Raw genomic sequence first — 20,422 nt, 5'->3', positions numbered from 1 at the left:
GATGACCGCTACCGCCCAGAGTGCCCTGGTGCCCGACCTGGCTTCCCTGCAGCAGCGGGCGGCGCAACGTGCCGCCGAGCGAGCCGGCGGACAGGACCGTCTACGCGGACACATCGTCTGCGACGGCCTGGTACGCATCTTCAAGACCGAGGGGGTCGAGGTGGTCGCCCTACAGGGGCTCGACCTGGTCATCGACCGGGGTGAGCTGGTGGCGATCGTCGGTGCGTCCGGCTCGGGCAAGTCGACCCTGCTCAACATCCTCTCCGGCCTGGACACGCCGACCGCCGGCATCGCACGGGTGGCCGACTACGACCTGCTCTCGCTCTCCGCGAAGCGCCGGCTGAGCTACCGCCGGCAGCTCGTCGGGTTCGTCTGGCAACAGACCGGCCGCAACCTGCTGCCGTACCTCACCGCGCTGGAGAACGTGGAGCTGCCGATGCAGCTGGCCGGCACGCGCTCCGGGCGGGCCCGCCGCGAGCGGGCGCGGGAACTGCTCGACCTGGTCGGCGTGGGCTACGGCGCGGACCGGCGGCCCGGTCAGCTCAGCGGGGGCGAGCAGCAGCGGGTCGCGGTGGCGGTGGCCGTCGCCAACGACCCCGAGGTGCTCTTCGCCGACGAGCCCACCGGCGAGCTGGACGAGGCCACCGGCGCGGAGGTCTTCGGGGCGCTGCGCACCATCAACGCCGAACTGGGCGTGACCATCGTGATCGTCACCCACGACCATGCCGTCGCCACGCAGGTCCGCCGGACCGTCGCGATCCGCGACGGTCGAACCGCCTCCGAGGTACGCCGGACCGCGCGCGTCGGGGCGGACGGCAACACCGAACTGGTCAGCGAGGAGTACGCGGTGCTGGACCGTAACGGTCGGATGCAGCTACCGGCCGCGTTCGTCGACGCGCTGTCGCTGAAGGAGCGGGTCCGGCTCGATCTGGAGCCCGACCACGTGCAGGTACGGCCCGGTGACCGGGTCTCTCAGGAGCGGGAGGCGCAGGCGTGAGCTTTCACGACATGGCGGTGGCGGGAACGGCGTCCACCGGTGGCGGGCCGGGCGTGCCACCCGTCGAGGTGGTCCGGGTCAGCGGGGTGAGCCGGACCTTCGGCCGCGGTGAGCACGCCGTGCAGGCGGTGCGGGACGTCTCGTTCACCGCCGACCGCGGTGAGCTGGTTGCAGTCCGGGGGCGCTCCGGGGCCGGCAAGACCACGTTGCTGAACGTCATCGGCGGGCTGGACCGGCCGGACAGCGGCCAGGTGGTGGTGGCCGGGCACGACGTGACCTCGGCCGGGGAGGCCGAGCTGCTACGGCTGCGTCGGGGCACTGTCGGGTTCGTGTTCCAGACCTTCGGGCTGGTGCCGATCCTCTCCGCAGCCGAGAACGTGGGCGTGCCGTTGCGATTGGCGCAGGTGCCGGCCGCCGAGCGGGAGGAGCGCGTCGCGGTGCTGCTCGAGCTGGTGGGCCTCGGTGGGCACGCGGCCCAGCGCCCGTACGAGCTCTCCGGCGGCCAGCAGCAGCGCGTCGCCGTGGCCCGCGCGCTCGCCAACGAGCCGGACCTGCTCATCGCCGACGAACCCACCGGCCAGCTCGACTCGGAGACGGGACGGTCGATCATGAACCTGCTGCGTGCGGTGGTGCACGCCCGAGGGATGACGGCCCTGGTCGCCACCCACGACCCGGCCCTGATCGACCTCGCCGACCGGGTGCTCGTCCTGCGCGACGGCCGCCTCGTCGACGACTGACCGGCGCCCGCCGCCCGCGCTGGCCTGGTGGCCTGTGGGCGGCGGCTTGTGGTGGCGGCCCGTGGCCTGTGGGCGGCGGCCCTCCGGGTCGGCCCTACCGGCGGGCTGGCGTCTCGGGCGGGTCAGAGCGGGAGCTTCATGCCCTCGTGACTGGCCACGAAGCCGAGGCTCAGGTAGAAGCGGTGCGCGTCGGTGCGGGACTTGTCCGTGGTGAGCTGGACCAGGGCGCAACCTCGCTGCCGGGCCTGGTCGATTGCCCAGGCCATCAACTCCCGGCCGAGCCCCTGGCCGCGCCGGTCGGAGCGGACCCGGACCGACTCGACCAGGACCCGCTCGGCGCCGTGCCGGCCGAGCCCCGGGATGTACGTGACCTGTAGGCAGCCGACCAGCTCGCCGGCCTGCTCGGCGACGATCAGGACGTTCCGCGGGTCGGCGCTGATGTCGGCGAACGCCCGTTCGTACGCCTCGTCGACCTGGGTGAAGTCACGAGCCTTGCCCAGCACGTCGTCGGCGAGCAGGGCGATGACGGCGGGCAGGTCCGCGCGAACCGCCTCCCGGAAGATCATGTCGCTCATGCCGGTCAGCCTGGCACAACTGTCACTTGGCCGGACAGCGCAGGCCCTCGGCGGGGACGGTCAGGTCGATCAGGTACGCGTCGACGGCCCGGGTGATGCAGGAGGTCTGCGGGTAGGCGGTGTGCCCCTCACCCTCCCAGGTGAGCACCCGACCCACACCCAACATCGAGGCGAGCCGGCCGGTCTGCTCGTAGGGCGTGGCGGGGTCGCCGGTCGTGCCGACCACCACGATCGGCGGCGCGCCGTTGGCCCGGCCGGTCGGGTACGGGTCCCGACCACCCGGCCACTCGACGCAGCTCAACATGCCCACCGCCAGCGCCGGACCGAACAGCGGGTACTTCGTGCGCCACTGCGACTGCAACTGGCGGATCTGCTCCCGGCTCGGCTTCTCGGTCTCGTCGGCGCAGTTGACGGCGAGGTTGGCGTCGAACAGGTTCGAGTAGTGCCCGTCGCTCTCCCGGCCGGCGTACGAGTCGGCGAGCCGGAACACGTCCTTCGGATCGCCCTCGGCCAGCCGGTCGATGGCCCGGGCCAGCTCCTGCCAGCCGGACTCGGTGTAGAGCGACGAGATGACCGCGTAGAAGACCCAGCCCGCCGTGGCCTCCCGCCCGTCGTCGCCCCGGACCGGAGAGACCTTGGCCTTGTCGATGGCCGAGGTCACGGCGGCGCGGGCGTCCGGAGCGATCGGGCAGCGCGCGGCGTTGGCGGTGCACCAGCGGGTGAAGTTGTCGAACGCCCGCTCGAACCCGCGGGCCTGACTCTCCGAGCCGGCGATCAGCCGCTGCTGCGGGTCGACGGCACCGTCGAGCACCAGCGCGCGTACCCGCTGCGGGTAGAGCTGGGCGTAGACCGCGCCGAGCAGCGTGCCGTAGGAGTAACCCAGGTAGGTGAGCTTGTCGTCGCCGACAGCGGCGCGGACGGCGTCCATGTCCCGGGCGGCCTGCTCACTGCCGTACAGGGGCAACTGGTCGCCGTAGCGGTCCCCGCAACCGCGCCCGATCCGCTGGCTCAGTCCGGCGAAACCGTCGAACGCCGCCTGGCTCGCCGGGTCCGGATCGTAGCCGAAGCTCGCGTCCAGGTCGGCGTCGGAGATGCACTTGACCGGACTGGACCGGGAGACACCGCGCGGGTCGAAGCCGACGATGTCGAAGCGCTCGGTGACGGAGGCGGGCAGCCCACCGAACTGGGTGCCGAACGAGAGGTAGACGGCGGTGTCCACACCGGAGCCCCCCGGGCCGCCGGGGTTGACCACCAGCGAGCCGATGCGGTCGCGCTGCTTGCTGGACCTGGCCCGCAGCAGAGCGATCTCGAAGGTCTGCCCGGCGCCTGGCCCGGCCGTCGCCCCGCCACCGGTGCCCCAGTCCCTCGGCACCGCGATCCGCGCGCACTCGTAGCGCATGTCCGGCGCGCCCCGCCCCACCAGATCCTCGGCCACCTCCGGGCAGGGCCGCCAGGTGGCCGACGAGCCGGCCGGTGCCGCCTCACCCTGCACCTCGGTGCGTGGCGCGAACGCCGGAAGCGTGCAACCGGCGGTGAGCAGCGCAGCCGTGGCGAAGGCGACGAGACTGCGACGGACCCGGCGACCGGGTGTCATCCGGGGGTGGTCGGCGGTGCGGCTCACATGATCCTCCGGTGTCGGGTCGACGGCCAGGCTACGCCGGACCCGTGGCGGCCCGGTCGAGGGTGACCGTCGGATCACCGCGCAGCACCTGGTCCACGTCGAAGCGGATCGGGCGGTCGAGTTGGTCGTAGCGGCACGAGCGGGGATCGCGGTCGGGCCGCCACCTGACGAACTGGGCGGTGTGCCGGAAGCGCTCACCCTCCATCGCGTCGTAACCCACCTCGACCACCAGCTCCGGGCGCAGCGGCTCCCACTCCAGGTTCTTGGTGCCGGTCCACCGGCTCACCCCACCCGGGATGCGCTGACCGCGCTCGTGGTCGCCGTGCACCCACGGGTGCTCGCCGCCGATGTCCCGGTAGGGGGCCAGCTCGTCGAGCAGCTCGGCCCGACGGGCCATGCTGAACGACGCGCTCACCCCGACGTGGTGCAGAACGCCCGCGTCGTCGTAGAGGCCGAGCAGCAGCGAGCCCACCACCGGGCCGGACTTGTGCCAGCGGAAGCCGGCCACCACCGCGTCGGCGGTGCGGGCGTGCTTGACCTTGAACATCAACCGCTTGCCCGGCTCGTACGGCAGGTCGGCCGGCTTGACGATCAGCCCGTCCAGCCCCGCGCCCTCGAAGACGTCGAACCAGCGGCGTGCCGTCTCCGGATCGGTGGTGACCTGGGTGACGTGCACCGGTGGACGTACGTCGGCCAGTGCCTGGACCAGCCGCTCCCGGCGGCGCGGGTACGGCTGGTCGAGAAGCGCCTCGTCGCCGATGGCCAGCAGGTCGAATGCGACGAAGTCGGCGGGCGTGGTCTCGGCCAGCATCTTGACCCGGGACGCCGCCGGGTGGATGCGCTGGGCCAGCAGCTCGAAGTCCAGCCGCGGCTGGCCGGACGGCCCGTCCCGCCGGATCACGATCAACTCGCCGTCGACGGCGCACCGCTCGGGCAGCTGCCGGCGGGCCTGCTCGACCACCTCGGGAAAGTAGCGGGTCATCGACTTGCCGCCCCGGCTGGCCAGCTCGACCTCGTCGCCGTCGCGGAACACGATGCACCGGAACCCGTCCCACTTGGGCTCGTACGTCACACCGGGCGTGGTGGGCAGCTTCGGGACGCTCTTGGCCAGCATCGGCTCGACCGGAGGGTTGATCGGCAGGTCCACGGCGACCAGTCAATCAGACGGGGCCGACAGTCGTGAGGCAGATCACCGCCGGTGCGGCGGCGGCGTGTCCGCCCGCGCGACGCTCGTCCTGCCTGGGCGAATCAGATAACCGCAGGTCAGAGCTAGTTTCGCGGAATGGCCGAGTGGGTCTGCGACTGCTGCGGGCGGTGGCGGGTGAGCGTGGAGCTGATCCGGGGCCGCTACCGCTACCGGCTGACCCGTCGATATCCGCAGCGGTTCGGTGGCGGCCGCGACGTGCTCGGCGAGGTCGGCTCGGTGACGGAGCTGGAGGAGCTGCTGCGTCGGCGTACCCCGTTGAGCCTGGCCGACCTGCGCGAAGCCGCCTGATCCCGCGCGGCCGGCGGACCCACGGCCCGATCGACGATCGGACCGGCCGGTGGATGCCGTAGTCACGATCCGCCGGGCAGCGTCGTCGGCAGGAGGTGGCAGTGCCGGACGGCGCCGCCGGGGGAGGGGACGCGATGCGGTTCGAAGCGGACACGGAGATCGGCGCGGACGCCGAGCGGGTGTGGGCGGTACTTGTCGACGTCGAGCGGTGGCCGGAGTGGACGGCCTCGGTGACCCGGGCCGAGCGGGGCGAGCCGGGCCCCCTCGCGGTCGGCGCGACCGCCCGCCTGACCCAGCCGAAACTGCGCCCGGCCGTGTGGCGGGTCGTCGAACTGACCGAGGGGCGGGAGTTCACCTGGGCCTCCGACGTGTCGGGCGTGCACACCCGGGGCGAGCACCGGCTGCTGCCGCTGCCCGACGGACGTACCCGGGTCGACGTGGCCATCGACCAGGCCGGACCGCTCGCCGGTCTGATCGGCCGGCTGTACGGCGGCCTGCTGCGCCGCTACGTCCGGCTGGAGGCCGACGGGCTCAGGAGTCGCTGCGAGCGGAGCTGACGGCCGCTTTCTCCAGCACGGCCAACGGGGTGCCGTTCGGGTCCGGGCGGTGTGCCACGATCCGGTAGCCGTACCGCTGGTACAGCGCGATGTTGCGGGCGCTGTCCGCGCCGGTGAAGAGGCTGAACCGGGCGGCACGGCCGGCGCAGGCCTCCTCGATCGCGGCGAGCAGCCGCGCTCCGACACCTCGCCCCTGCTGGTCCGGGGCGACCGCGAGGCGCCCGACATGTGCGGTGTCACCGGCCAGGCGCGCGCGTACCGACCCGACCAGCCGGTGCCCCGAACGGGCGACGAGCACGATGTCCGGGCCGGCCAGCACGGCCGCGACCTCGTCCAGGGTCTCGGTCAGCGGCGGCAGGAAGGGCTCGGCGTAGTGCTGCGCCTCGCTGAGGTAGGCGGCGCGCTGCACGGTCAGGATCTCGCCGGCGTCCGCGACGACCGCCGGGACGATGCTCACCTCGACGCTCATCCGGGCAGCACACCACAGTCGGCGTCGCCCACCACGGGCGGCCCGGCCGCCGCCCGTCAGCCGGGAAGGGCTCAGAACCGGGCGAACGAGCGGATCGGGGCGCGGGGACCGTACTTCGGCGCCTGGATGCCGGCGGCCTCCAGCAGCAGGCACACCCGCCCCCGATGCCCCCGGAACGGCTCCAGCAGGGTCAGCATCCGCGCGTCGTCGCCGCGTGGCTCACCGGCGAGCGCCCAGGCCACGGTGTTCGGGATGTGGTAGTCGCCGACGCTTACCGCGTCCGGGTCGCCGTACGCGATCCGCACCACCTCGGCGGCCGTCCACGGTCCGATGCCGGCGATGGCGGTCAGCCGGCGGGTGGCCTCGGTCGCGTCGACGCAGCGCTCCAGCCGGTCGGCGAGCGCGGCGGCGCGGCGTAGCGTGTCGGCCCGGCGCTGCTCCACGCCGAACGGGTGGAACACCCAGTACGGGGTGGCGGCCACCGCGGCGGCCTCGGGCGGCAGCAGGAGCGGCTGTAGCGGGCCGGGTGCCGGCTCGCGAAAGTGCCGCACGGTCGCCGCGTACGCCCGGTACGCCTCCTTGCCGGTGACCTTCTGCTCGAAGACCGCCCGCAGCAGACGGGGGAAGACCTGCCCGGTGCTGGGGATGCGCAGCCCCCGGTGTTCCCGGGCCAGCCGGGCGACGAGCGGGTGTGCCACCGCCAGTTCGGCGAAGCCCGTCAGGTCGTCGTGCAGCCCGGCGATCCGGTCCGCGTGGGCCACGACGTGCTCGGCGCCCGGTCCGTAACCCTCGGCGAGCAGGTCACCGCCGGCCGGCCGCAGCGCGAGGGTGGCCGGTCCCTGCGGGGTGCGGGTCGCCCACCAGAACGTGCCGGCGGCGATGCGCGCGCACGGGTCGTACGGGCTGAAGGTCAGCGCGCGGACCGACGCGGCCAGCCGGTACCCGGCCGGCGGGTGCAGCACCCTGCTCGCGGCGGGCTCGGTCTCGGTCACCCCTGCCACTCTGCCAGGTCACGCCGCGGTGCCGCTCCCCGCCGTCGCCGACGCGCTCGACCACACGACGGGGCCGGTCGCGCCCTCCTCGGCTGCGACCGGCCCCCGTCGTGTCCTGGCGGTAGGGATCAGTACGAGTAGCCCGATCCACCGGCGTCGCTCGACCCGCTGTCGGCCGGCGGGGCGACCGCCTTCGGCGTGGAGGTGGGCAGGCAGCTCAGGTTCTTCTTGCCGTCGGGCTGGACCACGAACCAGGTGCCACCGACGGCCTGGCCCTTCCACTGGCCGGGCTTCTTGTCACCGATGTAGCGGTACACCGGCCAGCCGCCGACGGTGAGCTGGCGGGTGCCGTCCTGCCGGGTCACACTGCCGACCTTGTCGTCGGAGACGCCGGTGAGCTGCGGGTTCCCGTCGGTCAGCGCCGGAGGCCAGACCTCCGCGCACTTGTCGACGCAGTTCGACGCGGGCGGGTCGGCGGTGTCCTTGTCGAAGCGGTATAGGATCCAGCCGTCCTGGTCGGTGACGACCTTGCCCATCCGGGCCACGTTCTTACCGATCAACTGCTCGGTCAGGTCGACGTTCGCGGGCGGCGCGTCGGCGGCCGGTGCCTCCGCCGATGCCGACGCCTCGGGTTCCGCCGACGCGCTGGGTTCGGCCGCGGCGACGGCGACCGGCTCAGCCGCGCCCGAGTTCGCCCCGTCGTAACCCGCGGGAGCGCAGGCCGTTAGTGCGACCATCGCGCTCGCGACGATGACGGTCCGCTTCATCTGTGCCACGTGCCCTCCTCATTCTTGGCAGTTCACCCATAGGTACGGCGGGCGGGCTGTCAAGGTTGAAGAAGTAACAGTGGTCAATTTCACGCAATTTGATTGAACCGGAACGCGCGTTCATCCGTATGGCCCTGCGCAGAGGCTTGACCAGGAAAAACGCATCGACGCCAGCCATTGGAACAATGGCCGGCGTCGACGATGGTACGCGACCCTACATGGGCACGGTGACCAGCGGACTAGCGACACCGTTACGGTCGACCGACTGCACCTGGAGTTGCTTGATGTCGCTCGTCAACGCCGAGGTCGACGCGCTCAGCTCCAAACCCTGCGGGCGGTTGTTCGTCCCGTAGCCACCGTCCGGCACCGACCACGTCGAAATGACCTCCGTGCTGGAGTTCTTGCGCACCACCACCAACCGGCAGGTACGCGGGCCGGGCAGTTTCCGCAGACTGAAGTTGATACGGGTGCCGTACTCCCGCTGGACCAGGAACATGGTCGTCTGGACGCCGGTCGTCGGGTCGGTGGCGTCGACCTGGTCGCCCTCCTCCTCGTTACCGCCGACACCCGGGCCACTCGGCGGCGCGGTCGGGGCGCTCGTCGGCGGGTCGTTGACGGCGGCGCTCGTCGACGGGTCGGCAAGAGCCCCCGGCCCCTCGTCCCCGGCCACACTCACGAAGCCGTAACCCGTCAACCCGCCGAAGACCACCACCGCCGCGGCGGTCGCGAGCATCTGGCGAAACCTGGTACGCCGTCGATCGGCCCGGACCGCGACCAGCGTCCGGTCCAGCAGCGCCGGGTCGGTGGCGGTCTGCTCCAGGGCCATCATCGTCTCGCCGTCGATGCCGGAGAGCAGGCCCACCACCGGCACCATCGTCTCCAGCTCGGCCGCGCACGCCCAGCAGGCGGCGAGATGCTCCTCGAACCGCTCGGTGTCCTGCTCGTCGAGCACGCCGAGCGCGTACGCGGCGACGTCCATGTGGTCTGGCCGGCTCATTCTGTCACCCCCCGCTCCTGCAGAGCCGTGCGCAAGGCGCGCAGCGCGTAGTAGACCCGCGACTTGGCGGTGCCCAACGGCAGCCCCAACTCCTCGGCCGCCTCCGGCACCGTCCGCCCCCGGAAGTACGTCGCGATCAGGATCTCCCGATGCGACTGACTCAGCGTACGCAGAGCGTCCGCCACGGTCATCGTGCGCAGCACCCGGTCGGTGCTGTCCGCCTCGGCGAACGCGGTCAGGTCCCGGTCGTACGTCTCCGGCGGCCGGGCCTCCTGGCTGCGGTGTTCGTCGATGGCGATCCGACGCGCCACGGTGACCAGCCACGGCCGCAGCGAACCCTGCCCCTGCGCGCCGAGACGGTGCGCGTTGCGCCAGGCCCGCAGCAGCGTCTCCTGGACGATGTCCTCCGCGCGCTGCCGGTCCCCCCCGGTGAGCCGCATGACGAACATCAGCAACGGGCCGGCGTGCTCGGCGTAGAGCAGCCGGATCAACTGGTCGGAGTGGCTGGCCTCGGTTGTCGTCGCCTGGTGGCGCCCGGGCGCCGGTCGGGGCGTCACCGGACCATTTTGGCGAGACGTGGCTCGGGCGTCGACCCCCCGGGCAGACGAGGTCGACCGCGACGACGACCGCGCGGACAACCAGTCCGCGCCAACCGCGTCGCCATGCCAACCGGCCGCCACCGCATGCATGCAGACCTCCGGGATGTTCGTGACCAACGCCGACCCACGAGGTGGGCCGCCCGGTGGTACGCACTGACGCCCCGAGCGGATCAACGAACCGCGAAAAAAGTTCCACCCGAGCCGCCAGCGGGCCGAGTGAACCGGTCAGCGGCGTACCGAGAACAGCCCCGGCGGGGGCGGATCCGACCCCGTGGCGTCGGCGTCGCGCACCACCGCCGCCCCACCCGCGAAACGGTCCAACTCGTCGTCGGCCACCACCCGGCCGGGGAACCAGTCGCCGGCCGCCCGCCGGGTCAACGCGGGCACCGGGGGAGCGGACCGTCCGGCCATCAGCACCAGATTGCCGTACCGGCGACCACGCAGTACCGCCGCGTCGCCGACCAGGCACGCCTGGGGCAGCACCGAGCGCACCGTGGCGACCTGGCTGCGGGCGTACCGCAGCGGCGGGCCGTCGGCCAGGTTGGCCAACAACCAACCCGCCGGACGGAGCACCCGTGCCACCTCGGCGGCGTACTCCACCGACGTGAGATGCGCCGGTGTGCGGGCACCGGCGAAGACGTCCGCGACCACCACGTCGTAGCTGGCGTCCCGCGTCGAGGCCAGCACCGCCCGCGCGTCCTGCACGCGGACCCGCAGCCGGTTGTCCGTGGGCCAGGGCAGCACGCGGCGCACCAACTCGACCAGCGCACCGTCCACCTCGGACACCCGCTGGGTCGAACCGGGCCGCGTCGCCGACACGTACCGGGGCAGGGTCAACGCACCGCCGCCGAGGTGCAGCACCCGCAGCGGCTCTCCGGGAGGCGCGACCAAATCCAGTGCCGCGGCCAGCCGCCGGACGTACTCGAACTCCAGGTGCGTGGGGTCGTCCAGGTCGACGTGCGACTGCGGCGCGCCGTCCAGCAGCAGCGTCCACGAACCGGCCCGGTCCGGCGACGGCACCAGCTCGGCCCGCCCGGTGTCCACCTGCTCGACCACCCGGTCGTCCGTCCGTTTGCGCCCCATCGCGACCCGCCCGCTCAGCGGCCGGCACGCGCCGCGGCGGTCAACGCGCGGTGCAGCAGCCGGGAGTCGCCGAGCAGCGCCCGCAGGCGGCGCTCCAGACCGGCGATCGGAATCAGGTTCTGCGGTGCCCGCGGATCCTTGTACGGCGTCGACGCGAACCGGGGCAGCGTGACAAGTGACAGGTCGGCCAGGTCGATCGCCGCCTCGACGGACAGTTCGGTCGAGCACTCCACCCGGACGATGCCGGCCCACGGCGCGCCCACGGCAACCGGCAGCCGCAGATACCACGACCAGCCACCCCAGGGCGTACCGAGCCGGAACACCGGCGAGCGCTCGCCGGGCGCCAGGCCGGTCACCACCGCCGTCAGTCGGGCGTCCAGGTACTGGCTGTGCTGGGTCTTGATGTAGCCCAGTGTGCGCGGCAGGTGGCGGCGACTGCGCAGCGGACCGTCCACCACCAACAGGTCCCCGTCGACCCGGACGGCGTCGGACACCGCCACCTCCAACGCGGTCAGCGGAGCCTGGACGGCCGCCGGCAACTTCGCCAGTTCGCCCGTGCCACCCACCCGGTGCACCGGATAGCGGATCGCGCCCGCCACCACGTCCTGCGCCGACGGGCTCGCCGTGAACAGACCCCGGCCCACCTGCGTACCGGCCAACTGCGCCGCGCCCCGACCCAGGTCGCAGCGCACCACCCCGGCCGCGTACGAAGCGGCCAGCCCCGGAAACGACCCGCCGTCGTCCTCCGCCGTCCAGATGCTCGCGTCGATCCGACGGACCCCGTCGACCATGAGCACCACGTCCGGCGCCCGGACGTCGTCGCGTACGCCGATCGCCCGCCAGTCGACGGCCGGCAGCTCCACGTCGACCTCGACCTGGGCGCTGCTGGGGTTGGCCGGACCGGTGGCGGACGCCTCGAACGACGCACCGTACGCCGGATCCCAGGAGTCGACGAAGAACGCCGCGTCGCTCACCGGCCAGTCCGTTCGACGCGCGCCGAGCGGGCGTCCTTGCGCACCTCGAAGCGGACCGGAATCCGCTCGGCCAGCGCTGCCACGTGAGTGACCACGCCGACCATCCGGTCACCCCGGGCGGCCAGGTTCTCCAGCGTCGCGGCCACCGTGTCCAGCGTGGCCGCGTCCAGCGTGCCGAAGCCCTCGTCCAGGACTATCGACTCCAGACTCGCCGCGGTCGTCGACATGCCGGCCAACTGCTCGGACAGCGCCAGCGCCAATGCCAGCGACGCCTGGAACGTCTCCCCACCGGAGAGGGTCCGTACGCCCCGGCGCAACCCGGCGTCGTGGTGGTCGACCACGAAGAACTCGCCCTTGTCGTGTACCAGCTCGTACTGGCCGGAGGACAGCTCCCGCAGGATCCCCGACGCGCCGTCGACCAGCAGGTCCAACGCCTCGGCCAGCAGCCACCGCTCGAAGTTGTTGGCCCGCAGGTGTCCCGCGAGGGCCCGCGCCACCTGTGCCTCACGCTCGTGCCCGGCCCGCTGCTCGCGCAACGTGCCGGCCTGCTCGCGGCGCTCGTGCAGTCGACGCCGGTCGGCCTCGGCACGCTCCACGGCGATCGTCGCGGCGTGCACCGGATCGTCGCCGACCGGCACGTCGGCGGCGGCGAAGATCCCGGCGATCCGCTGCTGCACCGCGTCGGCCGCCGCCTCGGCCTCGGCGACGACTGTCGCCCGGCCGGCCCGGTCGGCGCGGCGACGCTCCGCCTCGGCGGTCGCCCAGTCGGTAAGCGCCGCCCACGAGGCCGCCACGTCGTCCCGGTCCGCGGCCGGCGGACCGAACCGGGCCAGACCGTCGCGGGCGGTGTCGAAGCCCCGCCAGGTGGCCCGCAGCCGCTCCTGCGCCGCCTCCACACCCGCCCGGGCCTGGCGAGCGCTGTCCCGGCCCGCCCGCACGGCGGTCGCCGCCTCGTCCAGGGCGCGACGCAGCCGGGCGTGCTCGGCCAACTCCCGGCGCAGCACCGCCGGCTCGGCCGCGCCCGTGAGCTGGCCGTTCAGCTCGGCCAGCCGGGCGTCCACCTGCTCCTGGCGGGCGCGCGCCTGCACCAGCAGCCGCTCCAGGTCACGCGCTGCGGCGTCGCGTTGCTGCACCGCCGCCTGCGCGGCCTTCGTGGCGGCCCGCGCCGCCTTTCCGGCCGCCGTAGCGGCGGCCACCGCCGAATCCGCCGGTACCGCCGGCACCCGGGCCACCGGCTGCTCGCACACCGGGCAGGGCGCGCCCGGATGCAGATGCGTTCGCAGGCCGACCGCCAGGTCGGTGGCCTTCGCCTCCTCGTGCGCCTGGAAGGCCGCCTCCAACTCGGCGTCGGCCCGCTCGGCGTCCACGCGGGCGGCGGCCAGCGCCGCCACCGCCGCCGAATGCTCCTCGTCCGCCGCGCGCACCGCCGCGCGGACCGTGTCGGCCTCGCCGGTCAGCCGATCCCGATCGTCGTACGCCCGCAGTTGCAGCCGCAGCGCGCTCTCGTCGCCCGCGCCGGCCAGCTCACCACGAAGCTTCTCCTCCCGTTCCTCGGCCAGCGACACGGCCGAGGCCGCCGCGTCGGCGTCCACCCGGGCCGCGGTCACCGCGCGCGCCACCTCGGCCACTCCGCTCGGGGCACGAACCCCGGACAGCACGCTCAGCTCGTCGTCGAGCGCGGTCAGGGCGGCCGCCGCCTCCCGCGCGCGGAGTCGGGCCTCTGCCAGCTCCGGCATGGCCCCGGTCACCGCGCCGGCCAGCTCGACCATCCGGTCGACGAGGGCGTCGGCCTCGACCAACGCGTCGTCGTCCACCCCCGTCAGGCCGGCGAGGACCTGGTCGACCGCGTCCAGCCTGGCTTCCGCCTGCGCCGCGCGGGTCGTGGCCCTCTTCTGTACGTCCTCGTAGACGCCGAGGCCCAGCAGGTTGACCAGGATCTGCTGCCGGGTCGCCGGTTTGGCGTGCAGGAAGTCGGCGAACTGCCCCTGCGGCAGCACCACACAACTGGTGAACTGCTCGTACGGCAGCCCGACCGCCTCCAGTACCGCCTGCTCCATCTCGGCCGGCGTGCCGGCGACCACCTCACCGAGGTCGTCCGGGCTCAACCCGGTGTCGAGCTTTGTCACGTCGAAGCCGGCCGGCATCACCTGCAACCCGGCGTTCGCCGTCTTGACGTTGCCCCGGCCGTCCCGGCGCACCACCCGGGTCGCCACGTACCGGGCGCCACCGGACTCGAAGACCAGCCGGACCCGGGCCTCGGTCGCCGATGGCGCGAGGGCGTTGGCCAACCCCCGCGCGCCACCCCAGCGGGGCACCGTGCCGTAGAGGGCGAAGCAGATGGCGTCCAGCACTGTCGACTTACCCGAACCGGTGGGCCCGATCAGTGCGAAGAAGTCGGCGTCGGTGAAGTCGACGGTCGTGGAGTCCCGGAAGACCGTGAACCCGGCCATGTCGAGCCGCATCGGTCGCATCAGTGATCGACCTCCTCGAAGAGTTCGTCGAAGAGTTCCCGAACGCCCTCGTCGTCGTGGCCCCGGCTGTCCAGGTAGTCGCCGAACAGCTCCCGGGGAGAACGCCCCGACCGCTGCGCGATCCGCGTGCCGCTGCCCGGCGTCGCCAGCAACTCCGGGTCGATCCGGATCTCCAACGCCCGGGGCAGCAGCTCCTGGACCTCCTCGCGCAGGCCCGCGCGGGGGTGCTCCCGCACGAACACCCGCAGCCAGGCGTCCGGCGCCTCGATCTCGGCGAGCTGCGCCAGCGTGCCGCGTATCGTCCGCAGCGCGCTCGCCGCGGTCACCGGCACCTCCCGCACCCGGGCGGCCGTGCTGGCGGTCACCTCGACGACCGTCACCGACGGCACGTTCTCCTGCTCGCCGAAGTCGACGGCGAGCGGGCTGCCGCTGTACCGGACCGGGCAGGGGCCCTCGACGCGCTGCGCCCGGTGCAGGTGGCCCAGCGCCACGTAGTGCGCCGTCGCCGGGAAGACGGTGGCCGGCACCGCGTAGCCGAGCACCGTGTGCGCGTCCCGCTCGCCGCCGCCGGCCGCCGCGCCGATCACCGTCAGGTGGGCGGTGACCAGGTGCACCCGGTCCGGCTCCGAGAAACCCTCGGTGAGCCGGCTTAGCACCCGACCCAGGTGGTCGGCGTACGTCTGGTTGGCCTCGGCGGCGGTCAGCTCGTACATCTCCAGCGCGCGGATCGCGTACCGCTGAGACAGGAACGGCAGCGCGGCGAGCTGCCACCGCTCACCGCCGGCCGTGGTGCCGTCGATGACGTGCTCGGCCGGATTCTCGCGTACCCCGCCGCGCAGCGTGATGCCCGCGGCCTCGGCCCACGGGCGCAGCGCGTCCAGCGCGGGCCCGTTGTCGTGGTTGCCGCCGATCGCGACCACGTCCGCGCCGGTACGACGCAGCGCGGTCAACGCCCGGGTGACGAGCCGGGTCGCCTCCGAGGTCGGTGCGGCCGTGTCGTAGAGGTCACCGGCGACGATCACCAGGTCGGGCTGTTCGGCGCGGGCGATGTCGATCACCCCGGCCAGCACGGCCGTGTGCTCCTCGGCCCGGGACTGCCCCTTGAGCACCTTGCCCACGTGCCAGTCGGAGGTGTGCAGGATCTTCATGGGTGCCGGCCCTCAGCTAGAACGGGATGTCGTCGTCGGTGCCGCCGCCGGAGCCCACCACGGCGAACGGGTCGGCGGACTGGGTGATCGAGCGCAGCGTCTCGGAGGGGGCGCGGCCCGCCTCGGACACCCGGGTGGCCCAGGCCGGGAACGGGAACTCCAGGCAGAGCGGCACCGGAATGTCCGGCTGGTTGACGAACATGGTGCCCGGCTTGGCGAGCAGCGCCCGCTGCCGCTGCGCCGGTGGTAGGAAGCCGTACTCCGGACGGGACGCCTCGGCGGGGTCGAGCCGGCCGACCACGCGGATCGCCGAGTTGGTGACGATGCGTCGTTCGACCTCGCTCGCCGTCTGCTGGGCGCCGATCAGGATGACCCCGAGCGACCGACCCCGCTCGGCGATGTCGAGCAGCACCTCCTTGATGGGGGAGGATCCCTCGCGGGGCGCGTACTTGTTGAGCTCGTCGAGGACGACGAAGAGCAGCGGCTTGGCCGTGCCGGCCTTCTCCTTGCGCTCGAACTCGCTCTTGAGCGTCACACCCACCACGAACCGCTGGGCCCGATCGGGGAGGTTGTGCAGGTCGACGACTGTCACCTGCGCCGACTCGCTGGTGTTGATCGAGTGCGGGCGGCGGGTCGCGAGGTCACCACGGATCAGCCGAGCCAGATCCTTCTTGCTGCCGATCAGCCGGCGGGCGAACGCGTTGACGGTGCCCAGACCGACCGCGCTACCCGCCCAGTCGGAGCGGGTCTCGTCGTCGTTGAGCGCCTCGACGATGTGGTCGACCAGGTCGCCGTAGGACCCGAGCCGGACCCCGTCGATGCTCACCCCACCGTCGGCGGGCTGGGCGTACCGGGCCAGGTGCGCGGCGACCGAGTGCACGACCATCGTGTACTGCTGGCGCTCGTCGTCGGCGTCGGCGAAGACGTACGGCAGCAGGCGGTCGGAGCAGAACTCGCTCAACGTCCAGTAGAAGGCGTCCACGCCGGTCAGCCGACTGCTCACGTCCGGCGTGCCGGCCGCGTCACCGACCCGGGGCGGGGCGTACACCCGGACGTCGGGGAAGGCGCCGGCGCTCAGGCCCAGCTTGGCGTACGCGGCTCGGGTCGGCTCGTCGAGGCGCGTGTTGGGGTGGTCGAGGAACAGCAGGTCCTCGCCCTTGACGTTGAAGATCAGCGCCTTGGCGTTGACGGCGTCGCCGCCCAGGACGCCGGAGCGGAACACCGAGTAGAGCAGGAAGGTGGCGAAGCTGGTCTTGGTGGCCACGCCGGAGATGCCGGAGATCGAGACGTGCGCGCCCCGACTGCCGTCGAGGAAGTCGGCGTTGAGGTAGACCGGCACGCCGTCGCGGCCCATGCCCATCGGGATGCGCCGTTCCATCCGGTCGAAGTGCAGCGCGCGGGCCCGCGCGTCGCCCTCGGCGCGGTGCACCACGGCCCCCGGAGTCGGCGGCACGTACAGCTCCGGGTCGACCCGGGTGGTGGTGATCTCGGCCGCCTCCTGCACCTGGGCGGGCAGCGTGCCGTCGGCGATGGCGAAGACGTCCGAGTCGAACTGGGCGCCCTCGTGCCGGGCCCGGACCTGGGTGACCACCCCGGCGATCGTCACCGGCTCGCGGTTGGGCAGCTCACGACGGGTGACCACCACGTCGTCGAGCTGGAGGTAGCTGCCGGGTGCCACGGCCGTCCAGAACTGCAACGGCGTGGCGTCGGCGGTGCCCAGCACCCGGCCGACCAGCTCGCCCGGGCCGTCGAGGTCGGCGTCGGTCATCGGGCGACTCGGGTCGGTCGGGCGGCACGGTCGGGAAGCATGATGTGCATCCTGCCCGAGGAGTACGACAGGTCGCCACGCGACGCGGCGGAGGACACGATGCCGGCTCGCGCCCCACGACGCTGGGTGTGTGACCGGGCGACGGTTCGTCACCCTCGGGCGTGGCGGAGCAGGAGGACGCCGTCGTCGGCGGCGAGCACGTGCCGCAGCGGCAGATGCCGGGGTGGGATGGCGGCGCCGGCGGTGATCCGCCCCGGTCCCGGCCCGGCGAGCAGCGGCGCGACCGTGAGACACAGCTCGTCCACCAGGTCGGCGGCGGCGAGCGCGCCGAAGAGGTGCGGGCCACCCTCGCAGAGCAACTGGGTCAGCCCCCGCCCGTGCAGCGCGCCCAGGGCGGCGGCGAGGTCGACCCGGCCGGTGCCGCAGCGCAGCACGTCGGCGACGTCGGTGAGGCCGGGTGGCGGGTCGGCGTCGGCATGGGTGAGCACGATCGGTCGGACCGGCGCGTCGGCGAACGCGGACTGCGCCGGGTCGAGGTCGAGGGCGCCGGACACGACCACGAGCGTCGGGTACGCGGCCAGCCCGTTCGCCTGCCGCCAGGCGCGACGGCGTTCGTCCAGGCGCACGGCCCGGTACCCCTCGTGGCGCAGGGTGCCGGCGGCCACCACGAGGGCGTCGCAGACCATCCGCAGCAGGCCGAAGACCCGCTTGTCCGGCTCGCCCGACAGCCCGGCGGAGTAGCCCTCGACGGTGACCGCGCCGTCCAGGCTGGAGACGAAGTTGACCCGCAGTCGGGGCTGGTCGGCGCGGCCGTAGAGAGCGGTCAGCGTGGCGTCGTCGAGCGGCTCGGCGGACGGCTCGGGCCAGAGCCGCCGGATCGGAATTCCGACCGTCATTCGCCGGCCGGACCAGTGACCGGAGGGGTCCGTTCCGCGGTACGGTGCTGGCAGTCGCACCAGTTCCGGCCCGGGCAGTCGTCGTGCCGCCGGGCCCGGCACGCTCGGCAGATCATGCTCGCAGCCTAAGCCGCGGGAGGAGCAGGACAGCATGCCGCGTCAGATCTTCCAGCTGAAGATGTCCCTCGGCGGCGTCCGCCCGCCGGTGTGGCGACGGGTGCTCGTCCCGGCTGCCTACACGCTGGACCGGCTGCACCGCGTCGCCCAGCACGCCATGGGCTGGCGGGACTGCCACCTGCACTCGTTCGACATCGACGCGGTGGCGTACGGCGAACCCGACCCCGACGAGGGCCTGGCGCTGCACGACGAGCTGGACGTCCGGCTGGACGCGGTGCTCGGCAAGGGCAGCAGGTTCTCCTACACCTACGACTTCGGCGACTGGTGGGAGCACGACCTGGTCGTCGAGGACGCGCTGACCGCCGACCACGACGAGCGGTACCCGCTCTGCCTGGACGGGGAGCGCGCGTGCCCGCCGGAGGGCATCGGTGGACCGGTGGGCTACCAGGCGCTGCTGGCGGCCCTGGCCGATCCGGCTCATCCGGAGCGGGCGCTGCTGGCGGGCTGGGTCACCGATCGCTTCGACCCGGCGTTCTTCGATCCCGCCGTCGCGACCACGCTGCTGCGTCGCTTCTGCTGAACGGGCCGGTCAGGCCCACGTCGATACCCCGTGTGCCGGCCTGAAACAGGGCGGTAACGATCTGGGAACGCTCCCAATGGTCTATTGACACCCTGGTAGCGCCCCGGCAATCTCATGGGAGCGCTCCCGGGGGAGTGGCGGAAGTCTCCTTCACAGCTCTCCCCGGACGTCCACGGCCACCGGCCGAGCGGCGCGGGGCGCTACAGCACCCCCCACCACGTACGACACACCAAGCCTCACCACTTGAGAGGGGTCAGGATGAGCGTCACCTCACGTCGCCGCTTTGCGGCGATCGCGCTCGCGTCCGTCGCCGTGCTCGCCGCGGCAACCGCCTGCGGCGACGGCGACTCGTCGTCCGATTCGGACGGCGGCAAGGTCACTCTGGTCGTCGACGTCTTCGGCGACCAGGGCTTCGGCTACGAAGATCTCTACAAGCAGTACCAGACGGAGCACCCGAACGTCACGATCCAGGAGCGCGGCAAGGGCCTCGGCCTCGGCGACTACAACACCCGGCTGACGCAGCAGATCACCGCCGGTGCCGGTGCCGGCGACGTCGTCGCCCTCGAAGAGGGCACGATCGTGCAGTTCTTCGCGCAGGCCGACAAGTTCGTGAACCTGGCCGACCACGGCGCCAACGACCTCAAGGGCAACTTCCTGCCCTGGAAGTGGGAGGGTGGCCTCACGCCGGACGGCAAGGTGCTCGGTCTCGGCACCGACGTCGGCGGCATGGCCGTCTGCTACCGCAGCGACCTCTTCAAGGCCGCTGGCCTGCCGACCGACCGCGAGCAGGTCGGCGCCCTCTGGCCGACGTGGGACGCCTTCATCGAGCAGGGTCAGAAGTTCGTCGCCGCCGACAAGAAGCACAAGTTCGTCGACTCGGCCACCAACTTCTACAACATCGTGCTGATGCAGACGGCGGGCGCGGGCAACGGCTACACCTACTTCGACAAGAGCAACAAGCTCGTCGTCGGCGAGAACCAGGACGTGCAGTCCGCGTTCCAGCAGACCACCAAGATGATCAGCGCGGGTCTGTCGAACAACCTGCGTAGCTTCTCGAACGAGTGGAACGCCGGTTTCAAGAACGGCAGCTTCGCCACCATCGGTTGCCCGGCCTGGATGACCGGTGTCATCAAGGGTCAGGCCGGTGACGCGGCGGCCGGCAAGTGGGACGTCGCCAAGGCGCCGGGCAACGGCGGTAACTGGGGCGGTTCGTGGCTGGCCGTGCCGAAGTCCAGCAAGCACCAGAAGGAAGCCGCCGAGCTGGCCAAGTACCTGACCACCGCCAAGAGCCAGACCGAGGCGTTCAAGAAGGTCGGTAACCTGCCCTCGTCGCCGCAGGCTCTGGAGGACCCGGCCGTGCTCGCCGCGACCAACGAGTACTTCAGCGGCGCGCCGATCGGCAAGATCTTCGCCGCTGGCGCCAAGGAGCTGAAGCCGGTCTACCTCGGCCCGAAGAACCAGGCGGTCCGGGACGCGGTCGAGAACGCGCTGCGCAGCATCGAGCAGGGCAAGGCCGCTGACGCCGCATGGCAGGACGCGGTGAAGAACGGCCAGGCAGCAGGCAAGTAACGGCTGTGAC

General features: G+C 72.7%; 20 protein-coding genes. 6 read left to right on the top strand and 14 right to left on the bottom strand.

Annotated elements, in window-relative coordinates; all coding sequences use genetic code 11:
• Position 1 precedes the first annotated feature (1 nt).
• Both ABZV06_RS23750 and ABZV06_RS23745 read left to right on the top strand, forming a co-directional pair.
• The gene (locus ABZV06_RS23750) at positions 2–997 is read left to right on the top strand and encodes an ABC transporter ATP-binding protein (RefSeq protein ID WP_355233932.1); all 996 of its coding nucleotides are present in this window, start codon (positions 2–4) and stop codon (positions 995–997) included.
• A gap of 11 nt (positions 998–1,008) precedes the next feature.
• Entirely contained in the window at positions 1,009–1,734 is a 726-nt protein-coding gene (locus ABZV06_RS23745) for an ABC transporter ATP-binding protein (protein ID WP_355234800.1), read from the top strand.
• Between the two features lie 122 nt (positions 1,735–1,856).
• Here ABZV06_RS23745 and ABZV06_RS23740 read toward each other — a convergent pair whose 3' ends face one another.
• Genes ABZV06_RS23740 through ABZV06_RS23730 form a run of 3 tightly spaced genes read right to left on the bottom strand, consistent with a single transcriptional unit; the run spans position 1,857 to position 5,077 of the window.
• Positions 1,857–2,309: a GNAT family N-acetyltransferase gene (locus ABZV06_RS23740; RefSeq protein WP_355624280.1), complete on the bottom strand. Its 453-nt coding sequence runs from the start codon at positions 2,307–2,309 to the stop codon at positions 1,857–1,859.
• 22 nt (positions 2,310–2,331) lie between these two features.
• Positions 2,332–3,903, bottom strand: a complete 1,572-nt coding sequence (locus ABZV06_RS23735; protein WP_355624321.1) for an alpha/beta hydrolase — start codon at positions 3,901–3,903, stop codon at positions 2,332–2,334.
• A gap of 58 nt (positions 3,904–3,961) precedes the next feature.
• On the bottom strand, positions 3,962–5,077 hold the full coding sequence (locus ABZV06_RS23730) for an ATP-dependent DNA ligase (protein WP_355624277.1): 1,116 nt from the start codon (positions 5,075–5,077) through the stop codon (positions 3,962–3,964).
• Between the two features lie 135 nt (positions 5,078–5,212).
• Between ABZV06_RS23730 and ABZV06_RS23725 the strand changes: the two genes are divergently transcribed.
• Both ABZV06_RS23725 and ABZV06_RS23720 read left to right on the top strand, forming a co-directional pair.
• On the top strand, positions 5,213–5,425 hold the full coding sequence (locus tag ABZV06_RS23725) for a hypothetical protein (protein ID WP_355233926.1): 213 nt from the start codon (positions 5,213–5,215) through the stop codon (positions 5,423–5,425).
• A gap of 134 nt (positions 5,426–5,559) precedes the next feature.
• Positions 5,560–5,982, top strand: coding sequence for an SRPBCC family protein (locus ABZV06_RS23720; RefSeq protein ID WP_355624273.1), 423 nt, complete (start codon positions 5,560–5,562; stop codon positions 5,980–5,982).
• Here the strand turns inward: ABZV06_RS23720 and ABZV06_RS23715 are convergent.
• The 11 genes from ABZV06_RS23715 to ABZV06_RS23665 all read right to left on the bottom strand — a co-directional run bounded on the left by ABZV06_RS23715 (position 5,957) and on the right by ABZV06_RS23665 (position 18,146).
• Positions 5,957–6,451 (bottom strand): GNAT family N-acetyltransferase, encoded by a 495-nt coding sequence (locus ABZV06_RS23715; protein WP_355624270.1) that lies wholly within the window; start codon positions 6,449–6,451, stop codon positions 5,957–5,959. The two genes, ABZV06_RS23720 and ABZV06_RS23715, sit on opposite strands and share 26 nt — an antisense overlap.
• 71 nt (positions 6,452–6,522) lie before the next feature.
• On the bottom strand, positions 6,523–7,443 hold the full coding sequence (locus tag ABZV06_RS23710; RefSeq protein ID WP_355624267.1) for a DNA-3-methyladenine glycosylase 2 family protein: 921 nt from the start codon (positions 7,441–7,443) through the stop codon (positions 6,523–6,525).
• 128 nt (positions 7,444–7,571) lie between these two features.
• Entirely contained in the window at positions 7,572–8,219 is a 648-nt protein-coding gene (locus ABZV06_RS23705; RefSeq protein ID WP_355624264.1) for a hypothetical protein, read from the bottom strand.
• A gap of 205 nt (positions 8,220–8,424) precedes the next feature.
• Positions 8,425–9,207 (bottom strand): zf-HC2 domain-containing protein, encoded by a 783-nt coding sequence (locus tag ABZV06_RS23700; RefSeq protein WP_355233916.1) that lies wholly within the window; start codon positions 9,205–9,207, stop codon positions 8,425–8,427.
• Positions 9,204–9,896 (bottom strand): sigma-70 family RNA polymerase sigma factor, encoded by a 693-nt coding sequence (locus ABZV06_RS23695; protein ID WP_355051883.1) that lies wholly within the window; start codon positions 9,894–9,896, stop codon positions 9,204–9,206. Before ABZV06_RS23695 ends, ABZV06_RS23700 begins: the two co-directional genes overlap by 4 nt.
• Positions 9,897–10,031: 135 nt before the next feature.
• Positions 10,032–10,889 carry a fused MFS/spermidine synthase gene (locus tag ABZV06_RS23690; RefSeq protein ID WP_355233914.1) on the bottom strand — a complete coding sequence of 286 codons (858 nt, stop codon included), beginning with the start codon at positions 10,887–10,889 and terminating at the stop codon, positions 10,032–10,034.
• Between the two features lie 14 nt (positions 10,890–10,903).
• A complete protein-coding gene (locus tag ABZV06_RS23685) occupies positions 10,904–11,863 on the bottom strand; it encodes a hypothetical protein (protein ID WP_355233912.1) in 960 nt (319 codons plus the stop codon).
• Complete coding sequence (locus tag ABZV06_RS23680) at positions 11,860–14,334, bottom strand: SMC family ATPase (protein WP_355233910.1); 2,475 nt, start codon at positions 14,332–14,334, stop codon at positions 11,860–11,862. The genes ABZV06_RS23685 and ABZV06_RS23680 overlap by 4 nt, the downstream gene beginning before the upstream one ends.
• Complete coding sequence (locus tag ABZV06_RS23675; protein WP_355624261.1) at positions 14,334–15,482, bottom strand: exonuclease SbcCD subunit D; 1,149 nt, start codon at positions 15,480–15,482, stop codon at positions 14,334–14,336. The genes ABZV06_RS23680 and ABZV06_RS23675 overlap by 1 nt, the downstream gene beginning before the upstream one ends.
• 16 nt (positions 15,483–15,498) lie before the next feature.
• A complete protein-coding gene (locus ABZV06_RS23670; protein ID WP_355233906.1) occupies positions 15,499–17,250 on the bottom strand; it encodes an ATP-binding protein in 1,752 nt (583 codons plus the stop codon).
• Positions 17,251–17,399: 149 nt separating this feature from the next.
• Complete coding sequence (locus tag ABZV06_RS23665; RefSeq protein WP_355624258.1) at positions 17,400–18,146, bottom strand: pyrimidine reductase family protein; 747 nt, start codon at positions 18,144–18,146, stop codon at positions 17,400–17,402.
• Between the two features lie 151 nt (positions 18,147–18,297).
• On the opposite strand from ABZV06_RS23665, the gene ABZV06_RS23660 reads away from it, so the two are divergent.
• Together ABZV06_RS23660 and ABZV06_RS23655 are read left to right on the top strand one after the other, a co-directional pair.
• Positions 18,298–18,843 (top strand): plasmid pRiA4b ORF-3 family protein, encoded by a 546-nt coding sequence (locus ABZV06_RS23660; RefSeq protein ID WP_355233902.1) that lies wholly within the window; start codon positions 18,298–18,300, stop codon positions 18,841–18,843.
• Positions 18,844–19,101: 258 nt separating this feature from the next.
• Positions 19,102–20,412: an extracellular solute-binding protein gene (locus tag ABZV06_RS23655; RefSeq protein WP_355624256.1), complete on the top strand. Its 1,311-nt coding sequence runs from the start codon at positions 19,102–19,104 to the stop codon at positions 20,410–20,412.
• The last annotated feature ends 10 nt before the right edge of the window (positions 20,413–20,422 follow it).

The sequence above is a fragment of the Micromonospora sp. NPDC005172 genome (genome assembly GCF_040608555.1).
In the GTDB taxonomy this organism is placed as follows: Bacteria; Actinomycetota; Actinomycetes; order Mycobacteriales; family Micromonosporaceae; genus Micromonospora.
Note: the sequence above shows the minus strand (reverse complement) of the source record. Positions and strands in the feature narration are given on the sequence as shown.